Source organism: Psychrobacter nivimaris, assembly GCF_043419765.1.
GTDB lineage: Bacteria > Pseudomonadota > Gammaproteobacteria > Pseudomonadales > Moraxellaceae > Psychrobacter.
On record NZ_JBHOFX010000001.1, the window covers coordinates 730,419 to 753,393 of the forward strand.

The 22,975-nt window shown below is 42.2% G+C and carries 20 protein-coding genes and 1 other RNA gene; 11 read left to right on the forward strand and 10 right to left on the reverse strand.

Features of this window, described 5'->3' with window-relative positions:
- Window positions 1–22: 22 nt before the first annotated feature.
- Entirely contained in the window at window positions 23–691 is a 669-nt protein-coding gene (locus ACHEVO_RS02690; RefSeq protein WP_394123799.1) for a thiamine phosphate synthase, read from the reverse strand.
- Between the two features lie 87 nt (window positions 692–778).
- Window positions 779–1,861, reverse strand: a complete 1,083-nt coding sequence (locus tag ACHEVO_RS02695) for a serine hydrolase (protein WP_057760963.1) — start codon at window positions 1,859–1,861, stop codon at window positions 779–781.
- 393 nt (window positions 1,862–2,254) lie between these two features.
- Between ACHEVO_RS02695 and ACHEVO_RS02700 the strand changes: the two genes are divergently transcribed.
- The 3 genes from ACHEVO_RS02700 to ACHEVO_RS02710 all read left to right on the forward strand — a co-directional run bounded on the left by ACHEVO_RS02700 (window position 2,255) and on the right by ACHEVO_RS02710 (window position 6,475).
- Window positions 2,255–2,890: a response regulator gene (locus ACHEVO_RS02700; RefSeq protein WP_101206382.1), complete on the forward strand. Its 636-nt coding sequence runs from the start codon at window positions 2,255–2,257 to the stop codon at window positions 2,888–2,890.
- Window positions 2,891–2,923: 33 nt separating this feature from the next.
- Complete coding sequence (locus tag ACHEVO_RS02705) at window positions 2,924–4,681, forward strand: sensor histidine kinase (RefSeq protein WP_341609673.1); 1,758 nt, start codon at window positions 2,924–2,926, stop codon at window positions 4,679–4,681.
- 78 nt (window positions 4,682–4,759) lie between these two features.
- Entirely contained in the window at window positions 4,760–6,475 is a 1,716-nt protein-coding gene (locus ACHEVO_RS02710; RefSeq protein WP_394123800.1) for a sigma 54-interacting transcriptional regulator, read from the forward strand.
- A gap of 74 nt (window positions 6,476–6,549) precedes the next feature.
- On the opposite strand, the gene ACHEVO_RS02715 is transcribed toward ACHEVO_RS02710, so the two are convergent.
- Window positions 6,550–8,019: a S41 family peptidase gene (locus ACHEVO_RS02715; RefSeq protein WP_394123801.1), complete on the reverse strand. Its 1,470-nt coding sequence runs from the start codon at window positions 8,017–8,019 to the stop codon at window positions 6,550–6,552.
- Window positions 8,020–8,253: 234 nt separating this feature from the next.
- Window positions 8,254–9,912 (reverse strand): 2,3-bisphosphoglycerate-independent phosphoglycerate mutase, encoded by a 1,659-nt coding sequence (gene gpmI, locus ACHEVO_RS02720; RefSeq protein ID WP_394123802.1) that lies wholly within the window; start codon window positions 9,910–9,912, stop codon window positions 8,254–8,256.
- Between the two features lie 247 nt (window positions 9,913–10,159).
- Here gpmI and ssrS point away from each other — a divergent pair.
- Window positions 10,160–10,355: non-coding RNA, 6S RNA (gene ssrS / locus ACHEVO_RS02725), on the forward strand.
- A 106-nt stretch (window positions 10,356–10,461) separates the two neighbouring features.
- Here the strand turns inward: ssrS and ACHEVO_RS02730 are convergent.
- Window positions 10,462–11,094 carry an FxsA family protein gene (locus tag ACHEVO_RS02730; protein WP_057760971.1) on the reverse strand — a complete coding sequence of 211 codons (633 nt, stop codon included), beginning with the start codon at window positions 11,092–11,094 and terminating at the stop codon, window positions 10,462–10,464.
- A 259-nt stretch (window positions 11,095–11,353) separates the two neighbouring features.
- Between ACHEVO_RS02730 and ruvC the strand changes: the two genes are divergently transcribed.
- On the forward strand, window positions 11,354–11,938 hold the full coding sequence (gene ruvC / locus ACHEVO_RS02735) for a crossover junction endodeoxyribonuclease RuvC (protein WP_057760973.1): 585 nt from the start codon (window positions 11,354–11,356) through the stop codon (window positions 11,936–11,938).
- Between the two features lie 144 nt (window positions 11,939–12,082).
- On the opposite strand, the gene ACHEVO_RS02740 is transcribed toward ruvC, so the two are convergent.
- From ACHEVO_RS02740 to ACHEVO_RS02755, 4 genes are all read right to left on the reverse strand, one after another.
- Window positions 12,083–13,015: an META domain-containing protein gene (locus tag ACHEVO_RS02740; protein ID WP_394123803.1), complete on the reverse strand. Its 933-nt coding sequence runs from the start codon at window positions 13,013–13,015 to the stop codon at window positions 12,083–12,085.
- A 314-nt stretch (window positions 13,016–13,329) separates the two neighbouring features.
- A complete protein-coding gene (locus ACHEVO_RS02745) occupies window positions 13,330–13,992 on the reverse strand; it encodes a glutathione S-transferase family protein (RefSeq protein WP_394123804.1) in 663 nt (220 codons plus the stop codon).
- A gap of 219 nt (window positions 13,993–14,211) precedes the next feature.
- Window positions 14,212–14,850: a peroxiredoxin gene (locus ACHEVO_RS02750; RefSeq protein WP_201567348.1), complete on the reverse strand. Its 639-nt coding sequence runs from the start codon at window positions 14,848–14,850 to the stop codon at window positions 14,212–14,214.
- Between the two features lie 429 nt (window positions 14,851–15,279).
- Window positions 15,280–17,019, reverse strand: a complete 1,740-nt coding sequence (locus ACHEVO_RS02755) for a glutamine--tRNA ligase/YqeY domain fusion protein (protein WP_394123805.1) — start codon at window positions 17,017–17,019, stop codon at window positions 15,280–15,282.
- Between the two features lie 293 nt (window positions 17,020–17,312).
- On the opposite strand from ACHEVO_RS02755, the gene ACHEVO_RS02760 reads away from it, so the two are divergent.
- Both ACHEVO_RS02760 and ACHEVO_RS02765 read left to right on the forward strand, forming a co-directional pair.
- The gene (locus ACHEVO_RS02760) at window positions 17,313–17,828 is read left to right on the forward strand and encodes a peptidylprolyl isomerase (protein WP_057760980.1); all 516 of its coding nucleotides are present in this window, start codon (window positions 17,313–17,315) and stop codon (window positions 17,826–17,828) included.
- A gap of 123 nt (window positions 17,829–17,951) precedes the next feature.
- Complete coding sequence (locus tag ACHEVO_RS02765; protein ID WP_394123806.1) at window positions 17,952–18,836, forward strand: UDP-2,3-diacylglucosamine diphosphatase; 885 nt, start codon at window positions 17,952–17,954, stop codon at window positions 18,834–18,836.
- A 139-nt stretch (window positions 18,837–18,975) separates the two neighbouring features.
- Here ACHEVO_RS02765 and orn read toward each other — a convergent pair whose 3' ends face one another.
- Window positions 18,976–19,563 (reverse strand): oligoribonuclease, encoded by a 588-nt coding sequence (orn, locus tag ACHEVO_RS02770; protein WP_057760984.1) that lies wholly within the window; start codon window positions 19,561–19,563, stop codon window positions 18,976–18,978.
- Window positions 19,564–19,793: 230 nt separating this feature from the next.
- On the opposite strand from orn, the gene rsgA reads away from it, so the two are divergent.
- From rsgA to secB, 4 genes are all read left to right on the forward strand, one after another.
- A complete protein-coding gene (rsgA, locus tag ACHEVO_RS02775; protein ID WP_057760985.1) occupies window positions 19,794–20,897 on the forward strand; it encodes a ribosome small subunit-dependent GTPase A in 1,104 nt (367 codons plus the stop codon).
- Between the two features lie 221 nt (window positions 20,898–21,118).
- Complete coding sequence (locus tag ACHEVO_RS02780) at window positions 21,119–21,574, forward strand: rhodanese-like domain-containing protein (protein ID WP_057760987.1); 456 nt, start codon at window positions 21,119–21,121, stop codon at window positions 21,572–21,574.
- 359 nt (window positions 21,575–21,933) lie between these two features.
- Window positions 21,934–22,197: a glutaredoxin 3 gene (gene grxC, locus ACHEVO_RS02785; RefSeq protein ID WP_021813631.1), complete on the forward strand. Its 264-nt coding sequence runs from the start codon at window positions 21,934–21,936 to the stop codon at window positions 22,195–22,197.
- 192 nt (window positions 22,198–22,389) lie between these two features.
- A complete protein-coding gene (gene secB, locus ACHEVO_RS02790; protein WP_057760989.1) occupies window positions 22,390–22,842 on the forward strand; it encodes a protein-export chaperone SecB in 453 nt (150 codons plus the stop codon).
- Window positions 22,843–22,975 lie beyond the last annotated feature (133 nt).

A 22,975-nucleotide genomic window follows, 5' to 3' on the forward strand; every position in this document is an offset into this window, starting at 1 on the left:
AAACCTCTCTAAGAAGAGTACTTCAAGTAGGTATTTTCCATTTAGAAAATGCCTGCTGCCATTCATGACAACGCTGCGCTATGTTTGCTACTGGCAAGTCCATGATATCCCCGACTACTGCTACAAGCGCAATGGGCAAATCTACTAATTCTGAAACATTTTCTGCGGTTAACCCCCCTATCACACAGATTGGTATACCTTGCTGACACCCTTCCACAAGCTGCTGACGTGAAATGATATTAGCATTTGGCTTAGTTGTAGAAGTAAATACAGCACCCATCGCAGCATAACTTGCACCGTCGTTTTTTGCTTCTTTAATCAGTGCTACATCACCATGGCAGGTACGACCAATTATTTGATGCGGTAAAAGAGACTGTAGAGCATCACCGATACTGCCGTCTGTTTGACCAAGATGTACCCCAACGCCAAGCTTTTCGGCCAACTTCACGTCATCATTAATAACAACTGGCACGTTGTACATTTTAGCTAATTCAACGATTTTTTGCGACTCATCAAAAAGCTTCAAAGCTCCATCAGGCAGGCTAAGAACTTGTTTACGACGAATTTGTAATAACGCAATCAATCCTGTCGATAAGGCTGCTTCTAGCTTTTGATACAACAGCTCGAACTCATCGTCGTTGGTCAATAAATATAGCTTAGGCATAACTGAGGAGAATGGTGAATGACCCATAGCGTGTATCCTTAATTCTTAAATTCAAAACAATAAAAAAGCCGTTATATGATATAACAGCTTTTTTATATATTTAGAATAGCAAACTTACACTGTACGGCGTGTAGCCAAACTATTTAAGATATTTTTAGCATCGCCCCAACGTGTTGCTGAGCTGTTTGCCCCTAAGATAACGATAATCGCAGGACGGTTATTGACCCGAGTTTCCATTACAACACAACGTCCGGCTTCATTGATAAAGCCTGTCTTAGAGATACCGATTGGATAGCTGCCGTCACGGACCAACGTGCTAGTATTACTGGCTTTATAGGTACGGTTACCACTTGAGTAATTTGAGACAAAAAAGTCATAGCTCTTAGTGGTAGAGAAACGACGAATCACATCATAGTTACCAGCGGCACGTACCATTTTGACCAAATCTTTTGAAGAAGCTACGTTGCGCTTATCAAGTCCAGTTGGATCGCCAAAAAATGCCGTATTCATACCTAAGTCTTGCGCTTTACGATTCATCGCACGCATAAAGGCATCATAGCCACCTGGGTAGTTACGTGCCAGACTCTTCGCCGCTGGATTTTCAGACTTCATCAACGCCATCAATAGCATCTCAGCACGGTTTAAACGATCACCTGATTTCAAACGTGAGCTTGCACGCTTTGGACCAACGAAATCTTCTGGATCAAGCGTGATTTCTTCACGCATATCAAGGCCAGCATCCAACACGACCATAGCCGTCATAACCTTAGTAATACTAGCCATTGGGCGCGCGATATCAGCATCTTTTTCGTAGATAGATTCGCCTGTTTCAGCATCAATCACCGCAACACTACGTGAATCGGTGCTAATCGGAATCATATCACTGCTACCGAAAGCCCCACGATAAGTAGTATTGTAGCGAGCACTATTGGTGTTATTACTACTCGCAAAACTATTAGTATTTGTAATATTGGTAGTACCATAGCCATTATCGACTTTCTTAATAGCAGAGCCATTAGACTTGTACATAATGTTGCGGGCTTCAGACAAGCTATCAGCGCCGCCCCAACTCAGGCGTGCACTAGAGGCAGTGTCAGTGCTACCATTAATTGTAAGTGCGGCTTGTGCAACACTGCCCAAACTCAATGAAATCATAGCAGCGATCAATTGCTGTTTGGTTAATGGTAGTTGCTTCATTATGCCTCCTGCTGTCGCTATTACGCCAGTTACATATTGTCTGACGCCAAAAACGTACGTAGCGTTTATAGATGTGTTTGTAAGTACTCACATAGAGCTTTTGTATTTTTAGTGTATCATGGTTTACATTTAAGTTTAATCTATCAAACTGATTTAGTGGTTTTTTTTGGCTTCATTCAAACTTTGCTACAACCAATTTATATTATAGAAACATCAATTCACACTGCAGCAATATAATTTAACTTCGAATGTTATGATTACTCGTATTTTGTTATATTAATTAGCGGTATTTTGAATACACAAAGATAAGAATAATGGTTGAAATATATTTGTTTTTTATACTATCTGGACCTAATAAAGCGTTCATTCTGACAATCAATAAAGAGTATGGTTATGATTAAAGTATTAGTGGTAGATGATCATGATTTGGTACGGATGGGTATTAGCCGTATGTTGTCAGACAGCCCCGATATCGAAGTGGTAGGTGAAGCAGACAGCGGTGACATGGCTATCAAACAGGCCAAACAATTACATCCTGATGTGATTTTGCTAGACGTCAATATGCCGAATATTGGCGGGCTTGAAGCAACCAAACGTCTGATACAACTCGACATGGGTATTAAGATTTTGGCGGTCAGTAGTATGTCTGCACAGCCCTATCCCTCAATGCTGATTAAAGCAGGTGTTAATGGTTACATCACCAAAGGCACGCCACTTGATGAAATGATACGTGCGGTCAAAAAGATTTATCAAGGAGGTCGTTACTTCAGTCAGGATGTGGCTGAACAGTTAGCAGATGTTTTATTGTCTGATAACGCAAACTCACCTTTTGACTTATTGAGTGACAGAGAAAAACAAGTGGCCATGATGGTTGTCAATTGTCAGAGCCCTCAGCAAATAGCCGATCAATTGTTTGTTAGCGTCAAGACCATTAATACGTATCGCTACCGTATCTATGAAAAGGTTGGGGTTGATAGTGATGTTAAATTAACTCATTTGGCCATTCGTCATGGTCTGATTCAACCATAAATCATTTAGCGTTTATTCTATTACGGCCAGTTTATGAACCCTGCTACCAACCTTAGTTCTGCCATTACTCGTTATGTTCATCATGACGATACGCTTCCTCTGCCGCAGTTGCGTAAGTTGGGGCTGATCTATAGCAGTTATCGTTTCGTCGTCAGCCTGTTTTCTATGCTCATGCTATACATCTCTGCTCGTACTGGTGATAGCGCGTCTTTACCGAGTTTTTTGCAACAAACGACTCTAAGCTTCTACGTCCTGTTAAGCTTGATATTGCTTGGGCTATTTTATGTTGTTAGAAAACATATGCGCCGCCAACTGGCATTCGGACTGGCCTTAGACGTTATTATATTAAGTCTGCTGCTCTACACGACAGGTAACCCTGATTTGCAGTTAACCATGCTATACATGGTGGTCGTCGCGGCCAGCTTTATGCTACTACATGGCTCGCAAGCATTGGTTATTACTTTACTTGCCATCATTCTCGTTATTTATCAGCAATTTTTTTACGCTATTGCTAATAGCATGAGTTTAGCTAATCTAGGCGATGCGCTACTGATGTCAGCGAGCTTCTTAGCAGTGGGCGGTTTGAGTTGGTCTATCTCTCAGCGATTGGTACAGCTTGAAAAGGTCGCGGCAAACCATGCTAAGGAAGTTGAGCGACTCAACGTGATTAATCAAGAGGTTATCACGCAGATGGTGAATGGTGTTATCGTTATCGATAAGCAACATGTTGTCTTAGCAAATCTTGCCGCACATCAGTTGCTGAGTCTATCACTTGTCACGCCTGTCACAGCACAGAATACCCTTGAAGATGTGAAAGAGACTCATAGCAAAGCACTTCTCTCTAATTTTGAGCAGCAACTCAATGAACAGCATTCACAGTTGTTTAATGCCTGCTTGTCGGTAGCATCTGGGCAGTCACGCGCTTTTACCTACGATGTGCCAGCTGTGGCAAATGCCTCAATATTTGGCAAATTACGCGTACAGATTATTCCACTAAAAGACGATAGCAAACTTGTCATATTAGAAGACTTACGCCGTGAGCAAGCCAGTGCTCAACAGTTGAAACTGGCTTCTTTAGGGCAATTAACTGCCAGTATTGCCCATGAAATCAGAAACCCATTAGCAGCGATATCGCAAGCCAGTCAGCTATTAATGGAAGATGTTGCAGAACAAATGGAAGATGACAGTGCATCAACAAGTGAATCGAATACTGCCATAACCGGCAACCATGAGCTTTATGAGATGATATTTTCACAGACAAAACGTGTAAACCGTATCATTGAGGATATTTTAAAGCTGTCTCGTCAGCAGACGGCTACCCAGCAGGTGCTCGAATTGGCTGAATGGATGCCATCGTTTTTGGAGAATTACTTTCAAGGACACGACATTTTTCTACGAATCAAAACCAAACCCATCATATCATTTGATACTCATCAGTTAGAGCAGATATTAATCAACCTAATCAACAATGGCTTGCGTTATAGCAGCTATGCTCATCCCCACGCTTATGTGGAAATCGACATTTACTGCGCAGACAACGATGTTATAATCGATATATTAGATAATGGTAATGGTGTTAGTGCTGGAAATTTAGAACTTTTGTTTGATCCGTTTTTTACAACAGATAAAGCCGGTACAGGACTGGGGCTCTATTTATCACAAGCATTTTGTGAAGCCAATCAAGCGCGTTTACTCTACATTCCTGAACATGAGAAAACATGTTTTCGGTTAATTGTACCTTCTATTAAATCTGATAATAAATTTCAAACTATCGAAGAAAATCTTACCTAAATTTGCCCTTTAAAAGCTATTACACCCATTTAGACCCAGCTATTGATTTTATAGCCATAAAATACGATGAGATGATGTATGACAACAACCGCGCTAGTCGTCGATGATGAAGTAGATTTATGTCGATTGATGCAAATTACCCTAACTAAAATGGGTATCAAAAGTGATGTGGCTTATACATTGTCGCAAGCAAGAACGTTTTGGCAAGACAATGACTACGATTTTTGTCTGACGGATTTAAAACTACCAGATGGCTCTGGACTGGAGCTGGTAAAAGAAATTAGCAATAGCTCTAATATTCCAATAGCAGTGATCACGGCTCATGGCAGTATGGATTTAGCTATTGAAGCATTAAAACTTGGTGCCTTTGATTTTGTCAATAAACCGCTAGAACTACCACGTTTACGCCAACTGGTAGAGAATGCCCTAAAAGTTATTCATCAAGATAACGAAGTACAGGCCGCACCGGAATGCTCTCCTGAACAAAAAATGTTAGATAGTAGATTGATTGGTAATTCTGCTGTCATGCATCCCCTTAAAAACACTATTTTAAAGCTAGCACGCTCACAGGCACCTGTGTTTTTATCGGGCGCTTCTGGCACAGGTAAAGAAGTGGTCGCCAGATTGATCCATGATTTAAGTCCACGGCGTGACGGCAGCTTTGTACCAGTGAACTGCGGTGCGATACCATCGGAGTTAATGGAGTCGGAGTTTTTTGGTCATAAAAAAGGCAGCTTTACAGGGGCTGTCGCTGATAAACAAGGATTGTTTCAGCAAGCTAATGGCGGCACATTGTTTTTAGATGAAGTAGCAGATTTACCTTTAGCCATGCAGGTTAAATTGTTACGTGCCATTCAAGAAAAAACAGTAAGGGCAATTGGTGATACAAAAGAAGTTCCAGTAGACATCCGCATTTTGTCTGCCACTCACAAAGACCTGAGCCAATTGGTACAAGATGGTGCATTTCGACAAGATTTATATTATCGCATCAATGTCATTGAGCTAAAGCTTCCAACGCTTAATGCACGCCGTGATGATATTCCTGTATTAGCAGACCACTTTTTGGCGATGATTGCTGATGACTGGCAATTAGAGTCACCGCCGTCATTGACGCCGGAAGCCTGTGAACGCTTACAATGCCACGATTTTGCGGGTAATGTCCGTGAGCTACGCAACTTATTGGAGCGTGCTGTTACGTTAGCTGAAACTTCATATATAGACGTTAGTCATTTAGGCCTTCCTGACATTGAACCTGAGCTTGTAAATACACAAGAGCAAAATCATAGCTCAGCTATCGATAGCTCTGAGCTACCTACCCGTAACGTAGAAAATCAAATAGACGTTCAATCTACAGCCCAATCAATAAAGAGCGGTGAGCAAGCTATTCAATCTAGCAATAATACAACGGCGCAGGTTAAGCAAAGAGCGACTAATTTACATCCTTATCGCACTAACACCAATCACTACCCCTCAATGGTGCAGCATTCGTCAGCTAGTAATGACAGTTCGTCAACCAACGTAGCAAGTACTCATGATGAAGAGTCGCTCCTTGACTCCACCGCCCAACAAGAAACCTCTAAAGACATATCAGGTTTACAAGAATTGTTCGACGGTCAATTACCGCCTCAAGGGTTAGAGCATTATTTGCAGGAACAAGAAAAGCAGCTGATTATCACAGCACTCAAACAAACTGGCTGGAACAAAACCCAAGCAGCTGAATTATTAGGAACCACCTTTCGTTCTTTACGCTACCGTATGAAAAAGCTCGAAATTTCTGAAGATGCGTCTGATTAGCTTCTGTTAAGCGACATCTTCAAATATTTTTAAGCGTTGAATGGTATGTACTGTTAATTAAATGCTACGAAAATCTATTCTTTCGTAGCATTTTTTCTAACAAAGCGAATACCCGAATCAAGCGCGCGCGCCTTTACTAATTCTAAAGCTTGCTGCTCCCACGTGTTCTCGCTGCCAGATAAGGTCACATCAGGCTCTACGCCAATCTCATCTATTTGTTTGCCTGCTGCCGTCATATAATTGGCCACCGTTAATTTGACGGCTTGCTCATCGTTTAACGGTATGACCGATTGTACTGAGCCCTTACCATAGCTAACTTCACCGATAATAGTAGCGCGTTTTTGTGCTTGTAAACTACTGGCAAGCACCTCTGCCGCTGATGCTGAATAGCGGTTTTGCAATACTACTAATGGCAAAGGTTTAAGTATCGCATCACCTTGGGTCGATAGTACCCGTGATTTATTTTGACGTGCTTGCACCTGCACCACATCGGTATCATCCATAAATAAACTGGCAACACTCACTGCCGATGTCAGTACGCCACCTGGATTATCACGCATATCTAGTAAAATGCCTGATATAGGAGCGTTTAGGTTAATTAAACCTTCTAGTAATTTTTCACGGCTGTTGTTTTGAAACGCCGGTAATTTAACAATGGCAATACCATCAACCAGTTTGGTCTCGATAATCTGCGGATGACTATTATTACGCTGCAACGTCGTTGTGTGCTTACGGCGGCCAGCTTTGGAAGTAATAATATCTACCTGCGTACCGGCAATACCCGTTAAGAGTTGCTCAACATCATTGACCTGTCGCCCTTCGTCTAGCTTAAACTCATCAACTTGATGCAAATAATCACCAACTGCGATGCCTTTTTTGTCTGCAGGTGAATCATCGATAACCTCTGTCACGACCCAATACCCCGCCTCTGGCTGGTAAGTAACTTTAATACCAATATCACCAACGTCACCCTCAGTAAAAGCACGCAGGTTCTCATAGGCTTCTGCGTCCAAAAACTCAGCATGGCTATCAAGTTTGGTCAGCATACCGCTCATCGCATTGCTAAATAACTCTTCGTCATTGACTGCATCGACGTATTGACGACGTACTAAATCCACCACAGCCACAAACGTCTTTAGCGTCTCAGGAGAGATAGCATTTAGCGATACTTGTGCGACCTCTGCTGGAATGTCCGTATCAATATCATCGACATCATCTGTTAGCGCGCTTTCATCTGGCACACTATCTATCGAGTCATCTGGCTCGTCGGCGACATCTAACATATCAGCAATGTTAGATAAATTATCAGCGTCGTTTTCATCCGCTATCTCATCTGCATTCAAACTGATAAGCTGTAGACCATTCGTAGGATTATCATTATTTGTAGAAGCTCCCACTGCTGCTTGTGCATTTACGCTAATCGCACAACCAAGCACACCTACTAAAATTGCAGGCTGCAAAACCTTGGACACGACTGATGCCTTCCCTACTGATTTACTTAACCCTTTGGATAAAAAAGAACGTGCAAAAGAAATAGGCTGCATAAAAGAACTCATTTAAATAATAGAGAATACGAATTTATCGTTATATAGCGACTTATAAGATAGCACCAAACGCATATTTCGAACTAGCATAGTATTGCAAGTAAATTAAGTAAAATGTATCACAAAAAAAGGAAAGGATAATAGGTTATCCTTTCCTTTTCGATATCTTCTAGTACAGCTGTCAAATCAGTATAAACCACAGTCATTCAAGTACTGTGGTTTAACTCGACTGGCTTAGACTGCTGGAACCAATAAGCTCTCACCTGTCATCTCAGCAGGGGCGTCAACATTCATCAATGATAAAATAGTCGGTGCCACATCACTAAGTTTGCCGCCGCGGCGTACTTGCAGCTTTTGCTCGCCCACATAAATCAATGGTACATGCTCTGTCGTATGCTGTGTATGTACTTGACCACTTTCATAGTCTTGCATCTGCTCACAGTTACCATGATCGGCTGTGATAAGCATATCACCACCAGCTGCTCGCACTGCTGACTCGATACGGCCAACACATACATCCAAAGCCTCTACCGCTTTTACCGCAGCATCAAAGATACCTGTGTGCCCAACCATATCACCATTGGCATAATTGACCACCAATACATCATACTTACCAGACTCAATTGCTTCCACTAATTTATCAGTGACTTCAGGCGCGCTCATCTCAGGCTGTAGATCATAAGTTGCAACGTCTGGAGATGGCACTAAAATACGAGTTTCACCCTGATACTCTTCTTCTCGGCCACCACTAAAGAAAAACGTCACATGCGCATATTTTTCAGTTTCAGCGATTCGCAGCTGGGTTTTTCCTTGATCCTGCAAGTACTCTCCCAATGTGTTGGCCAAAGACGTTGGGTAGTAAGCAATGCTGGTTTTTGGATTGTCAGCTAGGACATCTGAATACTTAGTTAGCATCACAAACGCCGCCAGTTTTGGCTGCTTTTGACGTGCAAATCCAGAAAACTCATGATCTGGCAGAACAAATGCTTGGGCAAGCTCACGAGCACGGTCAGCACGGAAATTCATAAAAATAAGTGCGTCGTTATCATTGACAGTATATGGCACTTCATCACGTCCAATTACGGTCGTTGGACTAACAAACTCATCGGTCTCACGCGCTTTATAAGCAGCTTGAACAGCACCATCTGCCCGTGTCGATAGACGATCAGCTTTACCTTCAGTAATCAGCTCATAAGCTTTTTGCACTCTATCCCAACGATTGTCGCGATCCATTGCATAATAGCGACCAATAATACTCGCAATCTGTACGCGGCCACCTTCGTAATGAGCATTCAATTTATTGATATAATCGCGCAGACGATTGATATATTTATCAGCAGATTTAGGCGGGGTATCACGGCCGTCTAAGAAACAATGAATAAAGACATTCTTGGCACCATGTACCAATGCTGAATGACACATGCCTTCGATATGGTCTTGATGTGAGTGAACGCCGCCATCAGAAAGCAAGCCCATAATATGCACATTACCGCCACGCTCATTAGCCGCTTTTACGGCATTGACCAATGCTTCGTTCTTATAAAATTCACGATTGGCAAGTTCACTTGAGATACGTGTTGAGTCCTGATAAAGAACGCGACCAGCCCCTAAATTCATGTGACCGACTTCTGAATTACCAAACTGACCATCTGGCAAACCAACATCTTCCCCTGAAGCTGAAATCAGCCCATGAGGATATTGCTGATAAATCTTGTCTAAATTTGGCATATTGGCAGCAGCGATGGCGTTATCTTTATCTTCTTCACGATGACCAAAGCCGTCCAATATCATCAAGACATGCGGTATTTTTTTATTCTGTGCACCGTCTTGGTTATTGCTAAGCTGTGTTTTATTATTATCAATAGAGTCTGATGCTTGTTGGGTACTGGTCATATATTACCGCTCCTCGAGTGAATGAACGCCTATAATGCTGTGTAAGGGAATATAAAGCCCTCTATATTAACACACATCTTGAAATAGCTGAAAAACTGAGCATTTTTCGTGAGTTTATGAATAATTTTATAGGGTTATCTTGCTTTAGTTTTTCTAGACAATGCAATATGAATGCGGCCAATTAACCAAGCTACGTATCAATCTGTAATTCAGACTTGCAATCACTCTTTTCATTGGTTAAGATAAAACTATTCTGAAGTGTTGGCTAGTAGATGTTTATTCCCTGAGCCGATAATGCTTTATCAGGATGTGGTACCTATTGTCTCATTGTGTATGCCTGCACCGCTTGCGGTGTATCAGGAAACCTGCAGAGATGATGACGCATCCGCCCTGAACTTCACGGTTCATGGGTCACCATCTTACAGCGGCACTTCGGTTGTTTCATTCGGTTAGTAGATATATTCCTTATAATTTATTTACTACCACTAAAAAGCCCCTTTCGTCATTGAAGAGAGGGGCTTTTTTTATGCTTATGATTTGACTAAATAGTTATTCGTCATTAGCAGATTTAGTAATCTTTTTTACATCTTTAGGGATGTTTTTGGCAGTACCATCAACCGTAGTATGTTGTTTAAACACATCACCAAATGGGTTTTGCTGCTGTTGACCAAATGGGTTTTGACCATTCATGCCACCTGCGCCACCGAACGGGTTTTGACCGCCCATGCCACCTGCACCACCGAACGGGTTTTGACCGCCACCCATTTGACCACCCATCTGCTTGGCCATCATTTCCATCATTTTTTGCTGGTTATTCATGACGTAATTATTGGCCAAGTCTTTTAGCTTTTTCTGCACAGGTGGCAATACCACTAACAGCGCCATCAAATCACTAAGTACCCCAGGAATAAGCAATAAAATACCTGCAGCTGCCATCGCGATACTCTTAATCATCGTGGTCTCTGGCGGACGCATCGCAGGGTTCATCATGCCACCAGCTTTCATTTGCTGTGCCATTGGATTAAGAGCAGCCATACCTTTGCGCATCAAGGAGATACCAATAACCGCGGCGATAATAAACCACATAAACACCCACCAGCCGCTCATAAACTGAGCAAGCAAATACCACAGTAGCATCTCGATAATAAACCAAACGATGGCTATACCAACTATCTGACCCATAAAGTGTCGTCCTATAAAATAAAAACCAATAAATTGAGCGCCATGAAAATTAAAATGGCTAACATATGATGTATATGGGGATTGGTTGCTATACTATCAAACTTAAGGCTAATTTTTAAGCCATATAGTCGGTACGATATAATTTGGATACAAGTAAAGTGAGCGACAGTACTACGAATAGTAGGCTAAGCGAGTCTGACATCGTATCCAATCTATATTGTATTGAATATAAAATGACAGGTAAGCAAGACGGAATATTATGGCAATTATTATAGGAATTGACCCAGGGTCACGCATGACCGGTTATGGAATAGTACAGCAGACAGGTGACAAGCTGACTTATATCGATGCAGGGACGATTCGTACAGATACCAAAGAGATGCCTGAACGCCTCAAGCGTATCTTTAATGGACTAACCCGTATCACACAGCATCATTTAAAATATGCAGACGAGCCTATCTATACAGCGATTGAGCAAGTATTTATGGCAGAAAACCCTGACTCCGCACTTAAGCTTGGGCAAGCACGAGGTGCAGCGATTGCCGCGATGGTGGCACTAGATTTAGAAGTGTCAGAATATACGGCTCGGCAAATCAAACAAGCAGTCTGTGGCTATGGAGCGGCGGCCAAAGAACAAGTACAGGAGATGGTGTGCCGGATATTAGCGTTAGAAGTCGTACCGCAACAAGATGCTGCCGATGGACTTGCCTGCGCCATATGTCACGCTCACTCAAGCCATTCAATGAACAAACTGATATTGAATAGCGCCATGCGTGGTCGCGGTGCCTCCAAGAAGAAAGGTCGTTGGCGTTTGACTGAAGAAGATTTGGGTAACTTGCGTTAGAGATCAGTGTTAAAGTAGCTGAGCGTTAGAGCAGACAGTCGTCAAAACAAATAAACAGCAAAGTAGACATCCCATAAAAAACACGCACTATTAGGCGCGTGTTTTTTATGACTATGAGCATTTCAAAGCTCAAACTATAATAGGCTACTCCACCACTGAACTTTCAATGACTGCATCTAATATATAGGCATACTGTTCATCCGCGGTATCATCTTCTGGCAATTCATTGATATTTATCTGATAGCGTTGTAAGCGTAATACTTCTTCGTGTTTGCTGTCATGCTGATAGCCATCGATCTCACCAACGAATACTCGCCACTGTCCTTCGTGAGTTTTAATGCCCTGATCATTGTAGGTAATAGGCTTAACTTGTAGACACTGCTCAGAGTTACCTGCTTCGCAAGGTACTGTTTCGGAGTTTACTGCCCAAAATACTGTTTCACCCTTACTGTTATATTTCGCTTGTGCAGTAAGCCTACCATTCCATACTAAAGTCACATCATCGTCAGTAAACTGGGTCAATACTGGGTTATCACCTTGATCAATTTTGAACTCACTACTGCCCTGCATCAACGTATTCAAGGTGTTTTCTGCCACGTCTAAATCGCCACAAGACATCTTTGTACTCATACCCTCTTCAGTAGTTAAGGTATGCCCTTTTAACTGATAGCCAGCACTAATCGTATTGCAGCCTACACTATAGCTTAGCGTGTCTTGTCCTTGATACTGGTTGAATGCAAGCGTTACCTGACTGTTGATATTCGCAAATTCAGCCATAGGTTGTTCATTGGCGTCGACTGCGTTTACTAACGTCCAGCGATGATGAGATAAGGTGGTCGTCAGCTTGTCTTGAGCAGTTAATGCAACAGGTTCAGATTCGTCTGATGTAGGGCTCATACTAGATACTAGACTTTCACTTACGGCTGAGTCTGTCATCTCGCCAGCTTCAGCACCCTGCGGTGTATCATTTTCGCTAGACGCCGCTTCTTTTTGACACGCACTTAGCATCAGACTAACTGCCATCATACTGGGTAATAGCAGTAATTTTAACGTTGGCTTATTTCGGCTACCTACCATATTACATACCTCTTAGTAAGCTTGTACAACTTATCTCGCGTACCATCTATATTTTAAAAAACCTATTCAAAAGAAGTCATAATTTAAAAGCATTCCTCTTAAATAAACGTTTTAAAAACATAATTGATATAACTAAGCTAGATTAACCACTATAACCTTGGCTCTATTAACCTATGTAACGAAATGTTGATTTTTATTATATTTCATAAAAAAACAGCTAACGATTGAGGTTAGCTGTTTTGCTTTATAGCGATCAATTTATCGGATAGGTTAATAGATAAATTTTATGATTTAAACTATTTTTCTAGAACCTTTTAGTCATTCACACTGGCAGGTTTGGCTTTAGCCATATTTTTAATACTAAAGCGTTCATTCATCTTTTGATAAAAACGAGCTAGGTTTTCGCCTTGCTCATTAGGATTAATCTTCAATACTTTACCAAAATCCAAGCTTAGATATAACACGATATCCGCAAAACTTAATTGCTCACCTACTAGGTATTCACGACCTTCTAATATCGTCTCAAAATATGCCATGGCTTTAACCGCACGAGCAATTGATGGTGCGACGAACTCTGGCACTTGCTCAATACGTTGTGCTTTAGATGGATGGCTGTGCTGAAACGCGAGCATCAAGTTATACATCACTTCAAACTCTGCAACACGGCGCATAGAACAAACTTGCGCACGCTGTACCACATCATTACCCATGACCGAACGCTCACCGTAAACACGATCCAGATACTCACAAACTGCCTGCGAATCATTCAGTACCGTACCATCATCTAAAGTCAAAACAGGTACGGTCTGCATCGGATTTATTTGTGTAAAAGCTTCTGACATTTGCTCATTTGCCGCAAAATCAATATCGATCACATCGACATCATCCATATCATCGACATCGATACCTTTTGAAGCCAATAGGATAAGCGCTTTACGTGGATTGGGCGCTGTACGGGTAATATATAGTTTTTTCATAGCAAACTCCTTGTAAGAATGATTGGACAGCGATTTGACGCTGATACGCTTTATTATAGTTATTGTACTGATAAGCACAAATATTGATACGCTATACCACAGTTATAGCCTAATCTGGCCATCATGGCAAAGTGTTATTAATCATAAAGTAGAAATAATAAAAGCCCCATAACCTTGAGTCATGGGGCTTTATTTAATCACATTTATACATCAGTCTAATTATTTGTTTGGTGCAGGTGTGGTACGTAGATACGGCTTAATCTCTTTGTGTCCTTTTGGATATTTTGCAGCGATATCTTCGTTTTTCACACTTGGTGGAATGATTACGTCATCACCATCTTTCCAGTCTACAGGTGTCGCAATGTTATACTCATCCGACAACTGTAGTGCGTCAATTACGCGAATAATTTCATCAAAGTTACGGCCACAGCTAGCAGGGTATGTCAGCGTTAGACGGATTTTTTTGCTTGGATCAATGATAAAGACGCTACGTACTGTATGAGTGCTGTCGGCATTAGGATGCATCATGTCATATAGCTCAGCGATTTCTTTATTAGGATCAGCGATGATTGGGAAGTTCATATCTGTGCCTTGAGTCTCACCGATATCGCTCGCCCACGCTTTGTGATCTTCTAGGCTATCAACAGAAATACAAATCGGCTTTACATTGCGCTTTTGGAACTCGCCATTTAATGCAGCGGCGCGACCAAGCTCAGTGGTACATACTGGCGTGAAATCTGCTGGATGCGAGAAGAAAACAACCCAATGATCACCTGCCCACTCGTGAAAATTGATGTCACCTTCTGTGGTTGTAGCGTCAAAATTTGGTGCGGTATCACCTAAACGTAAATGTGCCATGCTTGATTCCTTAGCTATGTGAATGAACGCTTATATCGACACGTCGGCCTCGCGTTCTATTATTATCATCGACGTGCTCAGCTATCAAATATAACATAAAGCACATCCGTAAAAACTGACTTTATCTTAACAAACTGGTTATGAATGTCTTGTGACGGATTGTAATGCGGTTATTCCATTTACCTCTAAGCTGATGGACAAATTTTTTAATGAGTTTTTATGGACCAGTAGCTTTGTTAAATAACTAGACCACCATACCTGCATCCCATAAGCAAAACTCGCACTATAATTATTCATAGAACAACTGCACATAAAAAAGCCCATTCCTAGCGTACTAGAAATGGGCTAACTTGCAAACTACTATTGTTCAGTATTATTTCAAAATATCCATTTGGATAAGGATACTTTCAAATACTAAGCCAACATAAATTAAGCTGGCTTATAACTATCACGTAAGCTAACGATTTGGTTAAATACTGGCTTATCCGTGCTGTGATCTTCGCTGTCAGAGATGAAGTAACCTTCACGCTCAAACTGGAAGCGCGTGCCAGCATCGGCACTGACCAAAGATGGCTCAACCACTGCATTTAGCTCAGTGAGCGAGTTCGGGTTTAGCGCTTGATGAACATCAGCGACGCCACTTGGGTCCTCAGCACTGAATAGCTGCTCATACATGCGGACTGTCGCTGGCACACCTTGACTGGCTGATACCCAATGAATCACGCCTTTGACCTTGCGCCCTTCAGGGTTGTTACCCAAAGTAGCAGGGTCAATCGTCGCTTTTAGCTCAACGACATTACCATTTTCATCAGTGATATGCTCAGTGACGGCTAGCACATAAGTGTTACGCAGACGAATCTCTGGCTTTTCTGGAGAAAGACGCTTGTAGCCTGCTGGCGGCTCAATCTCGTAATCACCTTGATCGATGTATAGCGTTTCGGTGAATGGAATCTCACGCTCACCCATATCGACGTTAGGATGGTTCGGCTGAGTCAACCAAAGCGTCTGCGTCGCATCGTCAAAACGTGCATTAACGCTATCGGCTTTTTGCGACTCCCAGCTGCTGACCGCTTCGCTAAAGTTAGTGATGGTCACTTTTAATGGCTTTAGGACTGCCATACCGCGACCAGTAGTCGTCTCTAACGATTGACGAACGCTAAACTCTAGCAAACGGAAATCAACCACACTATCCGCTTTGGTCACCCCCACACGCTCACAAAAATCACGCAAGCCCTCTGGCGTGTAACCACGGCGACGCATGCCAGCGACGGTCGGCATACGAGGATCATTCCAACCACTGACGATACCTTCATCTACCAGTTGCTTCAGCTTACGCTTACTGGTCAATGTGTGGTCAACGTTTAAGCGGCTAAACTCGTACTGATGTGGCGGTACGTCAAAGCCGATTTTTTCGATGACCCAATCATAGAATGGACGGTGATCTTCAAACTCAAGCGTACATAATGAATGGGTAATCCCTTCTAACGCATCCGAGAGTGGATGAGCAAAATCATACATCGGATAGATGCACCATTTATCACCAGTCTGATGATGCGCTTGATGCATCACGCGATAGATGACAGGATCACGTAGGTTCATATTTGGGCTGGCCATATCAATCTTGGCGCGCAAAATAGCCTTTCCTTCAGCGTATTTACCATCTTTCATATCGTTGAAAAGCGCTAGGTTTTCTTCAACACTGGCATCACGATATGGTGAAGGCGTTCCCGCTTCATTAAATGAACCACGGTTTTCTTTGATTTGCTCAGGGGTTTGCAAATCAACATAAGCGTCGCCTTGCTCAATCAATTGGATTGCCCATGCATGCAATTGATCAAAATAACCTGAGGCATGATGCGCCTCTCCTGCCCACTCAAAACCTAACCACTGCACATCGTTTTTAATATTGTCGATGTAATCTTGCTTTTCAGCAGTTGGGTTGGTGTCATCAAAACGCAGGTTGCACACACCGCCGAACTCTTTGGCCACACCAAAGTTTAAGCAGATAGATTTTACGTGACCTAAATGTAGGTAGCCATTTGGCTCAGGCGGAAAGCGCGTTACAATTTGCTGGTATTTTTGCGCATTGACATCGTCACGAATGATATTACGAATAAAATCGTTTTTTGCTTCGTCTTTTTGTGCATTGTTGCTTGAGTGATCACTCATCGGGCATTGCTCCTAACGCAAATTGTCAGTTCATGGTGCGTGCTATCACGCATCACGAAACGTTTAAACTAAAGTGTTAAAATAAAACGAGAATATTAAAACTTAGATAGTGCGACCGCATTATCAAAATTTGTCAAAAATAGGTAAAGTTGCGTTATTCTATCAGGTTTCGCAAACGCATTAACAGCCTGATACATGACACGGGATAAAAAAGCCGTTAGACTACCCGTAACTTTTTAACCACCACTCACAATAGTGCTATTTAAGGCACTGCAATCAAAAAGGAATATCCCATGGTAGACATGCCACCAGTAGTAGAACTTGAAACCAATATGGGTGCGATCGTTATCGAACTCAACGAAGAAAAAGCACCAAAAACTGTAGAAAACTTTTTAAACTACGTAAAATCTGGTCAGTATGACGGTACAATTTTCCATCGCATCATTGATGGTTTCATGATTCAAGGCGGCGGAATGGACGCTGAGATGAATGAAAAACCAACCAACGCGCCTATCGAAAACGAAGCGGACAACGGCCTGAAAAATGACAAAGGTACTATCGCAATGGCGCGTACCCAAGATCCACATTCAGCGACTAGCCAGTTCTTCATCAACGTAAAAGACAACGACTTCCTAAACCACTCTGGCAAAAACATGCAAGGTTGGGGTTACACCGTATTTGGTAAAGTAACAAGCGGTATGGACGTTATCGAAAAAATGCGCAGCGTCCCAACTGGTCGTTTCGGCATGCATGCTGATGTGCCAAAAGAGCCAGTTGTTATCAACTCAGCAACCATCATTACTCAGTAATAGTCATTCAATAGCAGCTATTCAGTAATAGTTACTTAGCGATAGCTGTGAATGAGCGAGCATTTTTTAATAGAGTTTATTAAATCATGCTCGCTATACGATAAGTCACGAGGACCAAGATAAATGCAAAGTTTTAATCACTTAATCACGACCCGCCCTCATCAAGTGCGGCAAGTATTGATTAGCGATTTGCATTTATCGCCTCAGGAGCCTGCCTTAGTGCAGGCTTTTTTGGCGCTATTAGATGACTGTCTTGCCCTACCAGCGCTCAAACGCCTCTTTATATTGGGTGATTGGTTTGAGGTGTGGCTAGGTGATGATACCTACTTGTCCCTATTAAAAGAGAAAAGGTCAGAAGACGAGCAGATAGCGCATTGGCTCACCCCATTGATTGCAAAGCTAAAACAGCTACGTATCAATGGCTGTGAGATATTGGTCATGCACGGTAACCGTGATTTTTTATTGGGTCAGCCGTTTTGTAATCTGTTCGGCGGTGAGCTAATCAACGAGCCGTATACTTTGCCTATTGGTCAGCAGAATTATCGCTTAGAGCACGGTGACGCACTCTGTACTGATGATAAAAAATATCAGTTCTTTCGCAAAATTATGCGCAATCGTTTAACTCAGTGGTATCTGCTCAATAAGTCATTAGAAAAACGCTTAGCCATCGCAGACAACATGCGTCAACGAAGCCAGCAGAACAATGCGAACAAAGCTGCGCATATCATGGATGTGAATGATAAAGCCGTACGTCAAGCCATTACTACTAGCGATGCATTATTACACGGACATACTCATCGTCCAGACATTCATCAGGCGACTGCTAATAAAAAGCGCTACGTGCTTGGCGACTGGCGATTATTAGATAAAGACACTCGCCAGCCGAAAGTTAGCGCCGTGATTGGCGCAGTGATAGATGACCAGCATTCAAATGACGGTTTTAATAGTAACGATTTAAGCAGTAATGCTGCTGAGTTTGGATTGTTTGAGTTTACAATGCTTGTTTGACTTGATCGTTGAACCTATCTAAAAAACAAAAGGATCTGTTGAAATATCAACGGACCCTTTTTATTTTTTACTACAATTCTTTGCCTACACTTTTAATTTACTACACTTTTAAATAGCTTATCGCTTGCTTGCTATTTACTTAAGGTATTAGCTTAAAGAAATGCTGACGGTAGTGCTTTAGCTCACGGATAGAGTCACGAATATCGTCTAAGGCTAAATGACTGCCACCTTTTTCGAAGTTCTTTAAGATATCAGGACGCCAGCGGAAACAAAGCTCTTTGATAGACGACACATCAAGATTGCGATAATGGAAAAACCGCTCAAGCTCTGGCATTTGGCGCGCCATAAATCGACGATCTTGGCAGATAGAATTACCGCACATTGGCGACTTACCACTATCGACCCATTTGTTTAGGAACTTAATAGTCTCAGCTTCGGCTTCTGCCAATGTCACCGTACTACGACGCACACGATCGACCAATCCTGATTGACCATGCTGCTTGGTATTCCAGTCATCCATTTTGTTTAAGACTTGATCTGATACCTTGATAGCAAACACAGGCCCTTCAGCAAGTACATTCAAATCTTCGTCAGTAACGACAGTAGCAATCTCGATAATCTCATCGTTTAAGGTATCAAGTCCGGTCATTTCTAAATCAATCCACACCAGCCCTTTTTTGCCTTGATTTTTGATTTTAATCTTATTGGGATGGTCACCGGTAGTCATACAATATCCTATGGTCATTAAATTTTGGGACAGTTTTAAACATAATTTAAAAAACGTATTGCGGTTGAATACTCATATTCAGGCAGCTTTGTCATGCACTGATTGATTCAAAAAATCTAGCAAGCAGCTAAAATATTACAAAACCACTGTCTGCCGCAGACGCTTTAGGCTGTATGTTAGCAAATTTTCACGCTACACTTAGCAATATTTTTATAATAGGTCAAAAACCCATGGCATTAATCCGGCAACGCAAACTGACTAAACAACAGATTCGTCGCATCGACAAGCAGCAACTGTCCAATCAAGATAGTATTGATGACAGTTTGATGGATGGCGTGGTCATGGCGCATTACGGTAAGCAACTAGAAGTACAAGTCACTAGCCTGCCAGCTGTCATACCTGAGCAGCCAGAGATTGCCCCTGATGATCCTGAGCCGTTCTGGCAAACGCTTGAATTGAATGATATCTGGCGCTGTCATGTGCGTACCAATCTACCGATGCTAGCTGCTGGTGATCAAGTACGCTGGAATGCTGACTCTAATACTGGCTTTGGACGTATCGAAGCGGTCAAACCGCGTACATCGCTGGTTTCTCGGCCTGACCGCTATCATAAGCTCAAACCTGTTGCCGCCAATGTCGATATTTTGGCAATTGTTTTTGCGCCATTACCTGCCGCCGCGCCAACGCTGATCGATCGATATCTCGTGGTATGCCATCATGCAGGTGTCAAACCACTATTGGTACTCAACAAAGCCGATTTATTGGCAGAAGAGAACGGCGTGGACACCAATGAATTATTGGCGCAGTATGCCGCGCTTGGTTATGAAAGCGTTCTGACTTCGGTCGACTGCCCTGAAAATATCGCTGAGAGCGATGAGCAAGAAGGCCTTGATGAACTAAAACGCTATATAGATAAAAAGCTGGTCATCTTCGCGGGTCAATCTGGCGTCGGCAAAAGCAGTCTAATCAATGCCCTTCTGCCTGACTCTGGACAGAGCGTCAATATCATCTCACAAAACTCTAAGCTCGGTCAGCATACCACGACGACCAGTCGACTGCTGCCATTCAACCCCGAAGACCTCACCCAAGGCGGTATCGTCGATACACCAGGGATTCGTGAATATGGTATTTGGCACCTTACTCCTGATGATATTATTTCAGGCTTCGTTGAGCTAGCACCACTGGCCGGCGGTTGCCAATTCCGTGACTGTCGCCATACCCATAACAGCAAAGGCTGCGCACTATGGCAAGCAGTAGCTGATGGTGAAGTATTGCAGCGCCGCGTTGAAAACCTTGTCACGCTAAGAGAAGAGGCAGATACTAAGCCTTATTAGTATTTGGCTTGTTACTGTTCGCTTTAATTAAACACGGTCTTGTGAGTAGATATTTTTATTAGGCTGAGAAGATCCGTAGATAAGTACAATAACCGCCCAATTACTGCCCGTGTCATCGCCCGTTTACTATAGATGGCCTTATCGGTATAATAGCGCCTTGTTCAATATCATTGGGCTGTCTTCTCAGCTTAATAGAACACTTATTTTTTTGGAGGTATGGTTTGGATCGTGCGCTGGAATTTGTGGGCAACCACCCGTTTTTATTTGGTATATTAGCCGTACTTGCTATACTGTTTTTTACGATTGAAAACAAACGTAGCGGTAGAAAAATATCGCCTAACACGCTTGGCATGATGGTCAATTCTCAAAACGCGCAGCTTATCGATATTCGCGCTAAGAAGAAGTTTGAATCAGGCTATATTCAAGGCAGCCGCAACATACCGTTCACTGACCTCAAAGACCGCTTAGAAGAGATTCGCGCGATTGAGCAACCAGTGATTATCATCTGCGACATGGGCGTCCAAGCAGGCGCTGCGATTCAGATGATTGGTAAAGATAGTGTCTATCGTTTAGAGGGCGGTATTGGCGGCTGGCAAGGCGCTGGCATGCCATTGGTTGGTGTAAAAGACGCCAAAGCAAAGGCTAAAGGTAAAACAAAACCAAGTCTAAGCAAGTAATAGACTTGTATAGGCGCTTAAATAAAGCATTTATACACATCGCTTAGCTGACGTTTATGCGACCTGACTAACGTTATCAGCGCTACCAACGCTATAAAGAAGACACCTTTTTATCAGGTGTCTTTTTTTGTGGTTTATTTTTTATGTTCTATTTATCATGTTTTATAGCACTAAAATACGTTTTGAGCCAAAACGGCTTGAATTTGTTATGCCCATCCCCACTTTAGTAATGAGCATCACCGAATGCATTTTTGCTTTACTCATTGATAACAGACTATACCAACGCTTAGACTATGATAATTTATCATGCTCTTTATAATACGTTTGTTATCCCATAAATTTATAAATAAGGATTTACCATGACTGTATCTGTGAAAGTTTATACTACCCCTATCTGCCCATACTGCTCAAACGCCAAACAACTACTAAAAACCAAAGGCGTTGATTATGAAGAAATCGGCATGCACGATATGAGCAGCGAAGAGCGCCAAGCGTTGATGAAAAAAACCAATAATTACCGCACTGTGCCGCAAATCTTCGTTGGTGAAACCTTTGTCGGTGGTTTTGATGAGCTTAACCAAATGAACCAGCAAGGCAAACTTGACGAGCTATTGGCAGGTTAATCTGCTACCTTTCTTTACTGTCTGTCTTTATTTATGTAAAGATAGACAGTGTCAGGTTTTAATAGAGCAGTAAGAAGTAATGATAAAAAATATCGAGACAATACCAAAAAATAGTCTCGATTTATATTACAATGAACGTTTATTAAAATGACGATTTGCCCAATCATTTGATTTAATTTTAGAGGATTTACCATGGCTGAAGAACAAGCACAACCACAATTGGCACTAGAACGCATCTACGTAAAAGACATGTCACTTGAAGTCCCAGGCGCTAGCGTATTCACCAAAGAGTGGAACCCAGAGCTTGATATCAATTTGTCTAGCAACGCTGAAAAACTAGATGACGATCATTATCAAATCATCCTAACTGTGAGCGTTACTGCCAAAAATGCGGAAGAAGCAGCATTTATCGCTGAAGTGCATCAAGCAGGTATCTTCTTACTAAAAGACATTCCAGAAGATCAAATCGGTCAAATCCTAGGCGCATACTGCCCTAATGTGTTGTTCCCATATGCTCGTGAAGTCATCAGTGACATCGTGACGCGTGGTAGCTTCCCACAATTGCTACTAGCACCTGTGAACTTTGATCAAGCGTATGCACAAAGCCAGCAGCAAGCACAAGTTGATGCTCAAGGTAACGCATAAGCATTAATTAGAATATATGAGCTCTACCAGTCGTATATTTGATAAAGGGCCGTTTACTTATAATGAGTAAGCGGCTTTTTTGTGGGTGTGTTTTATGAGGTATAAAATTATCAGCCATAAAAAAACCCTGCTG

What these genes read in the sequence shown, in the direction of transcription:
- ACHEVO_RS02690 (WP_394123799.1), bottom strand. Translation starts at nt 691, where the DNA reads ATGGGTCATTCACCATTCTCCTCAGTTATGCCTAAGCTATATTTATTG.
- ACHEVO_RS02695 (WP_057760963.1), bottom strand. Translation starts at nt 1,861, where the DNA reads ATGAAGCAACTACCATTAACCAAACAGCAATTGATCGCTGCTATGATT.
- ACHEVO_RS02700 (WP_101206382.1), top strand. Translation starts at nt 2,255, where the DNA reads ATGATTAAAGTATTAGTGGTAGATGATCATGATTTGGTACGGATGGGT.
- ACHEVO_RS02705 (WP_341609673.1), top strand. Translation starts at nt 2,924, where the DNA reads ATGAACCCTGCTACCAACCTTAGTTCTGCCATTACTCGTTATGTTCAT.
- ACHEVO_RS02710 (WP_394123800.1), top strand. Translation starts at nt 4,760, where the DNA reads ATGACAACAACCGCGCTAGTCGTCGATGATGAAGTAGATTTATGTCGA.
- ACHEVO_RS02715 (WP_394123801.1), bottom strand. Translation starts at nt 8,019, where the DNA reads ATGCAGCCTATTTCTTTTGCACGTTCTTTTTTATCCAAAGGGTTAAGT.
- gpmI (WP_394123802.1), bottom strand. Translation starts at nt 9,912, where the DNA reads ATGACCAGTACCCAACAAGCATCAGACTCTATTGATAATAATAAAACA.
- ACHEVO_RS02730 (WP_057760971.1), bottom strand. Translation starts at nt 11,094, where the DNA reads ATGGGTCAGATAGTTGGTATAGCCATCGTTTGGTTTATTATCGAGATG.
- ruvC (WP_057760973.1), top strand. Translation starts at nt 11,354, where the DNA reads ATGGCAATTATTATAGGAATTGACCCAGGGTCACGCATGACCGGTTAT.
- ACHEVO_RS02740 (WP_394123803.1), bottom strand. Translation starts at nt 13,015, where the DNA reads ATGGTAGGTAGCCGAAATAAGCCAACGTTAAAATTACTGCTATTACCC.
- ACHEVO_RS02745 (WP_394123804.1), bottom strand. Translation starts at nt 13,992, where the DNA reads ATGAAAAAACTATATATTACCCGTACAGCGCCCAATCCACGTAAAGCG.
- ACHEVO_RS02750 (WP_201567348.1), bottom strand. Translation starts at nt 14,850, where the DNA reads ATGGCACATTTACGTTTAGGTGATACCGCACCAAATTTTGACGCTACA.
- ACHEVO_RS02755 (WP_394123805.1), bottom strand. Translation starts at nt 17,019, where the DNA reads ATGAGTGATCACTCAAGCAACAATGCACAAAAAGACGAAGCAAAAAAC.
- ACHEVO_RS02760 (WP_057760980.1), top strand. Translation starts at nt 17,313, where the DNA reads ATGGTAGACATGCCACCAGTAGTAGAACTTGAAACCAATATGGGTGCG.
- ACHEVO_RS02765 (WP_394123806.1), top strand. Translation starts at nt 17,952, where the DNA reads ATGCAAAGTTTTAATCACTTAATCACGACCCGCCCTCATCAAGTGCGG.
- orn (WP_057760984.1), bottom strand. Translation starts at nt 19,563, where the DNA reads ATGACTACCGGTGACCATCCCAATAAGATTAAAATCAAAAATCAAGGC.
- rsgA (WP_057760985.1), top strand. Translation starts at nt 19,794, where the DNA reads ATGGCATTAATCCGGCAACGCAAACTGACTAAACAACAGATTCGTCGC.
- grxC (WP_021813631.1), top strand. Translation starts at nt 21,934, where the DNA reads ATGACTGTATCTGTGAAAGTTTATACTACCCCTATCTGCCCATACTGC.
- secB (WP_057760989.1), top strand. Translation starts at nt 22,390, where the DNA reads ATGGCTGAAGAACAAGCACAACCACAATTGGCACTAGAACGCATCTAC.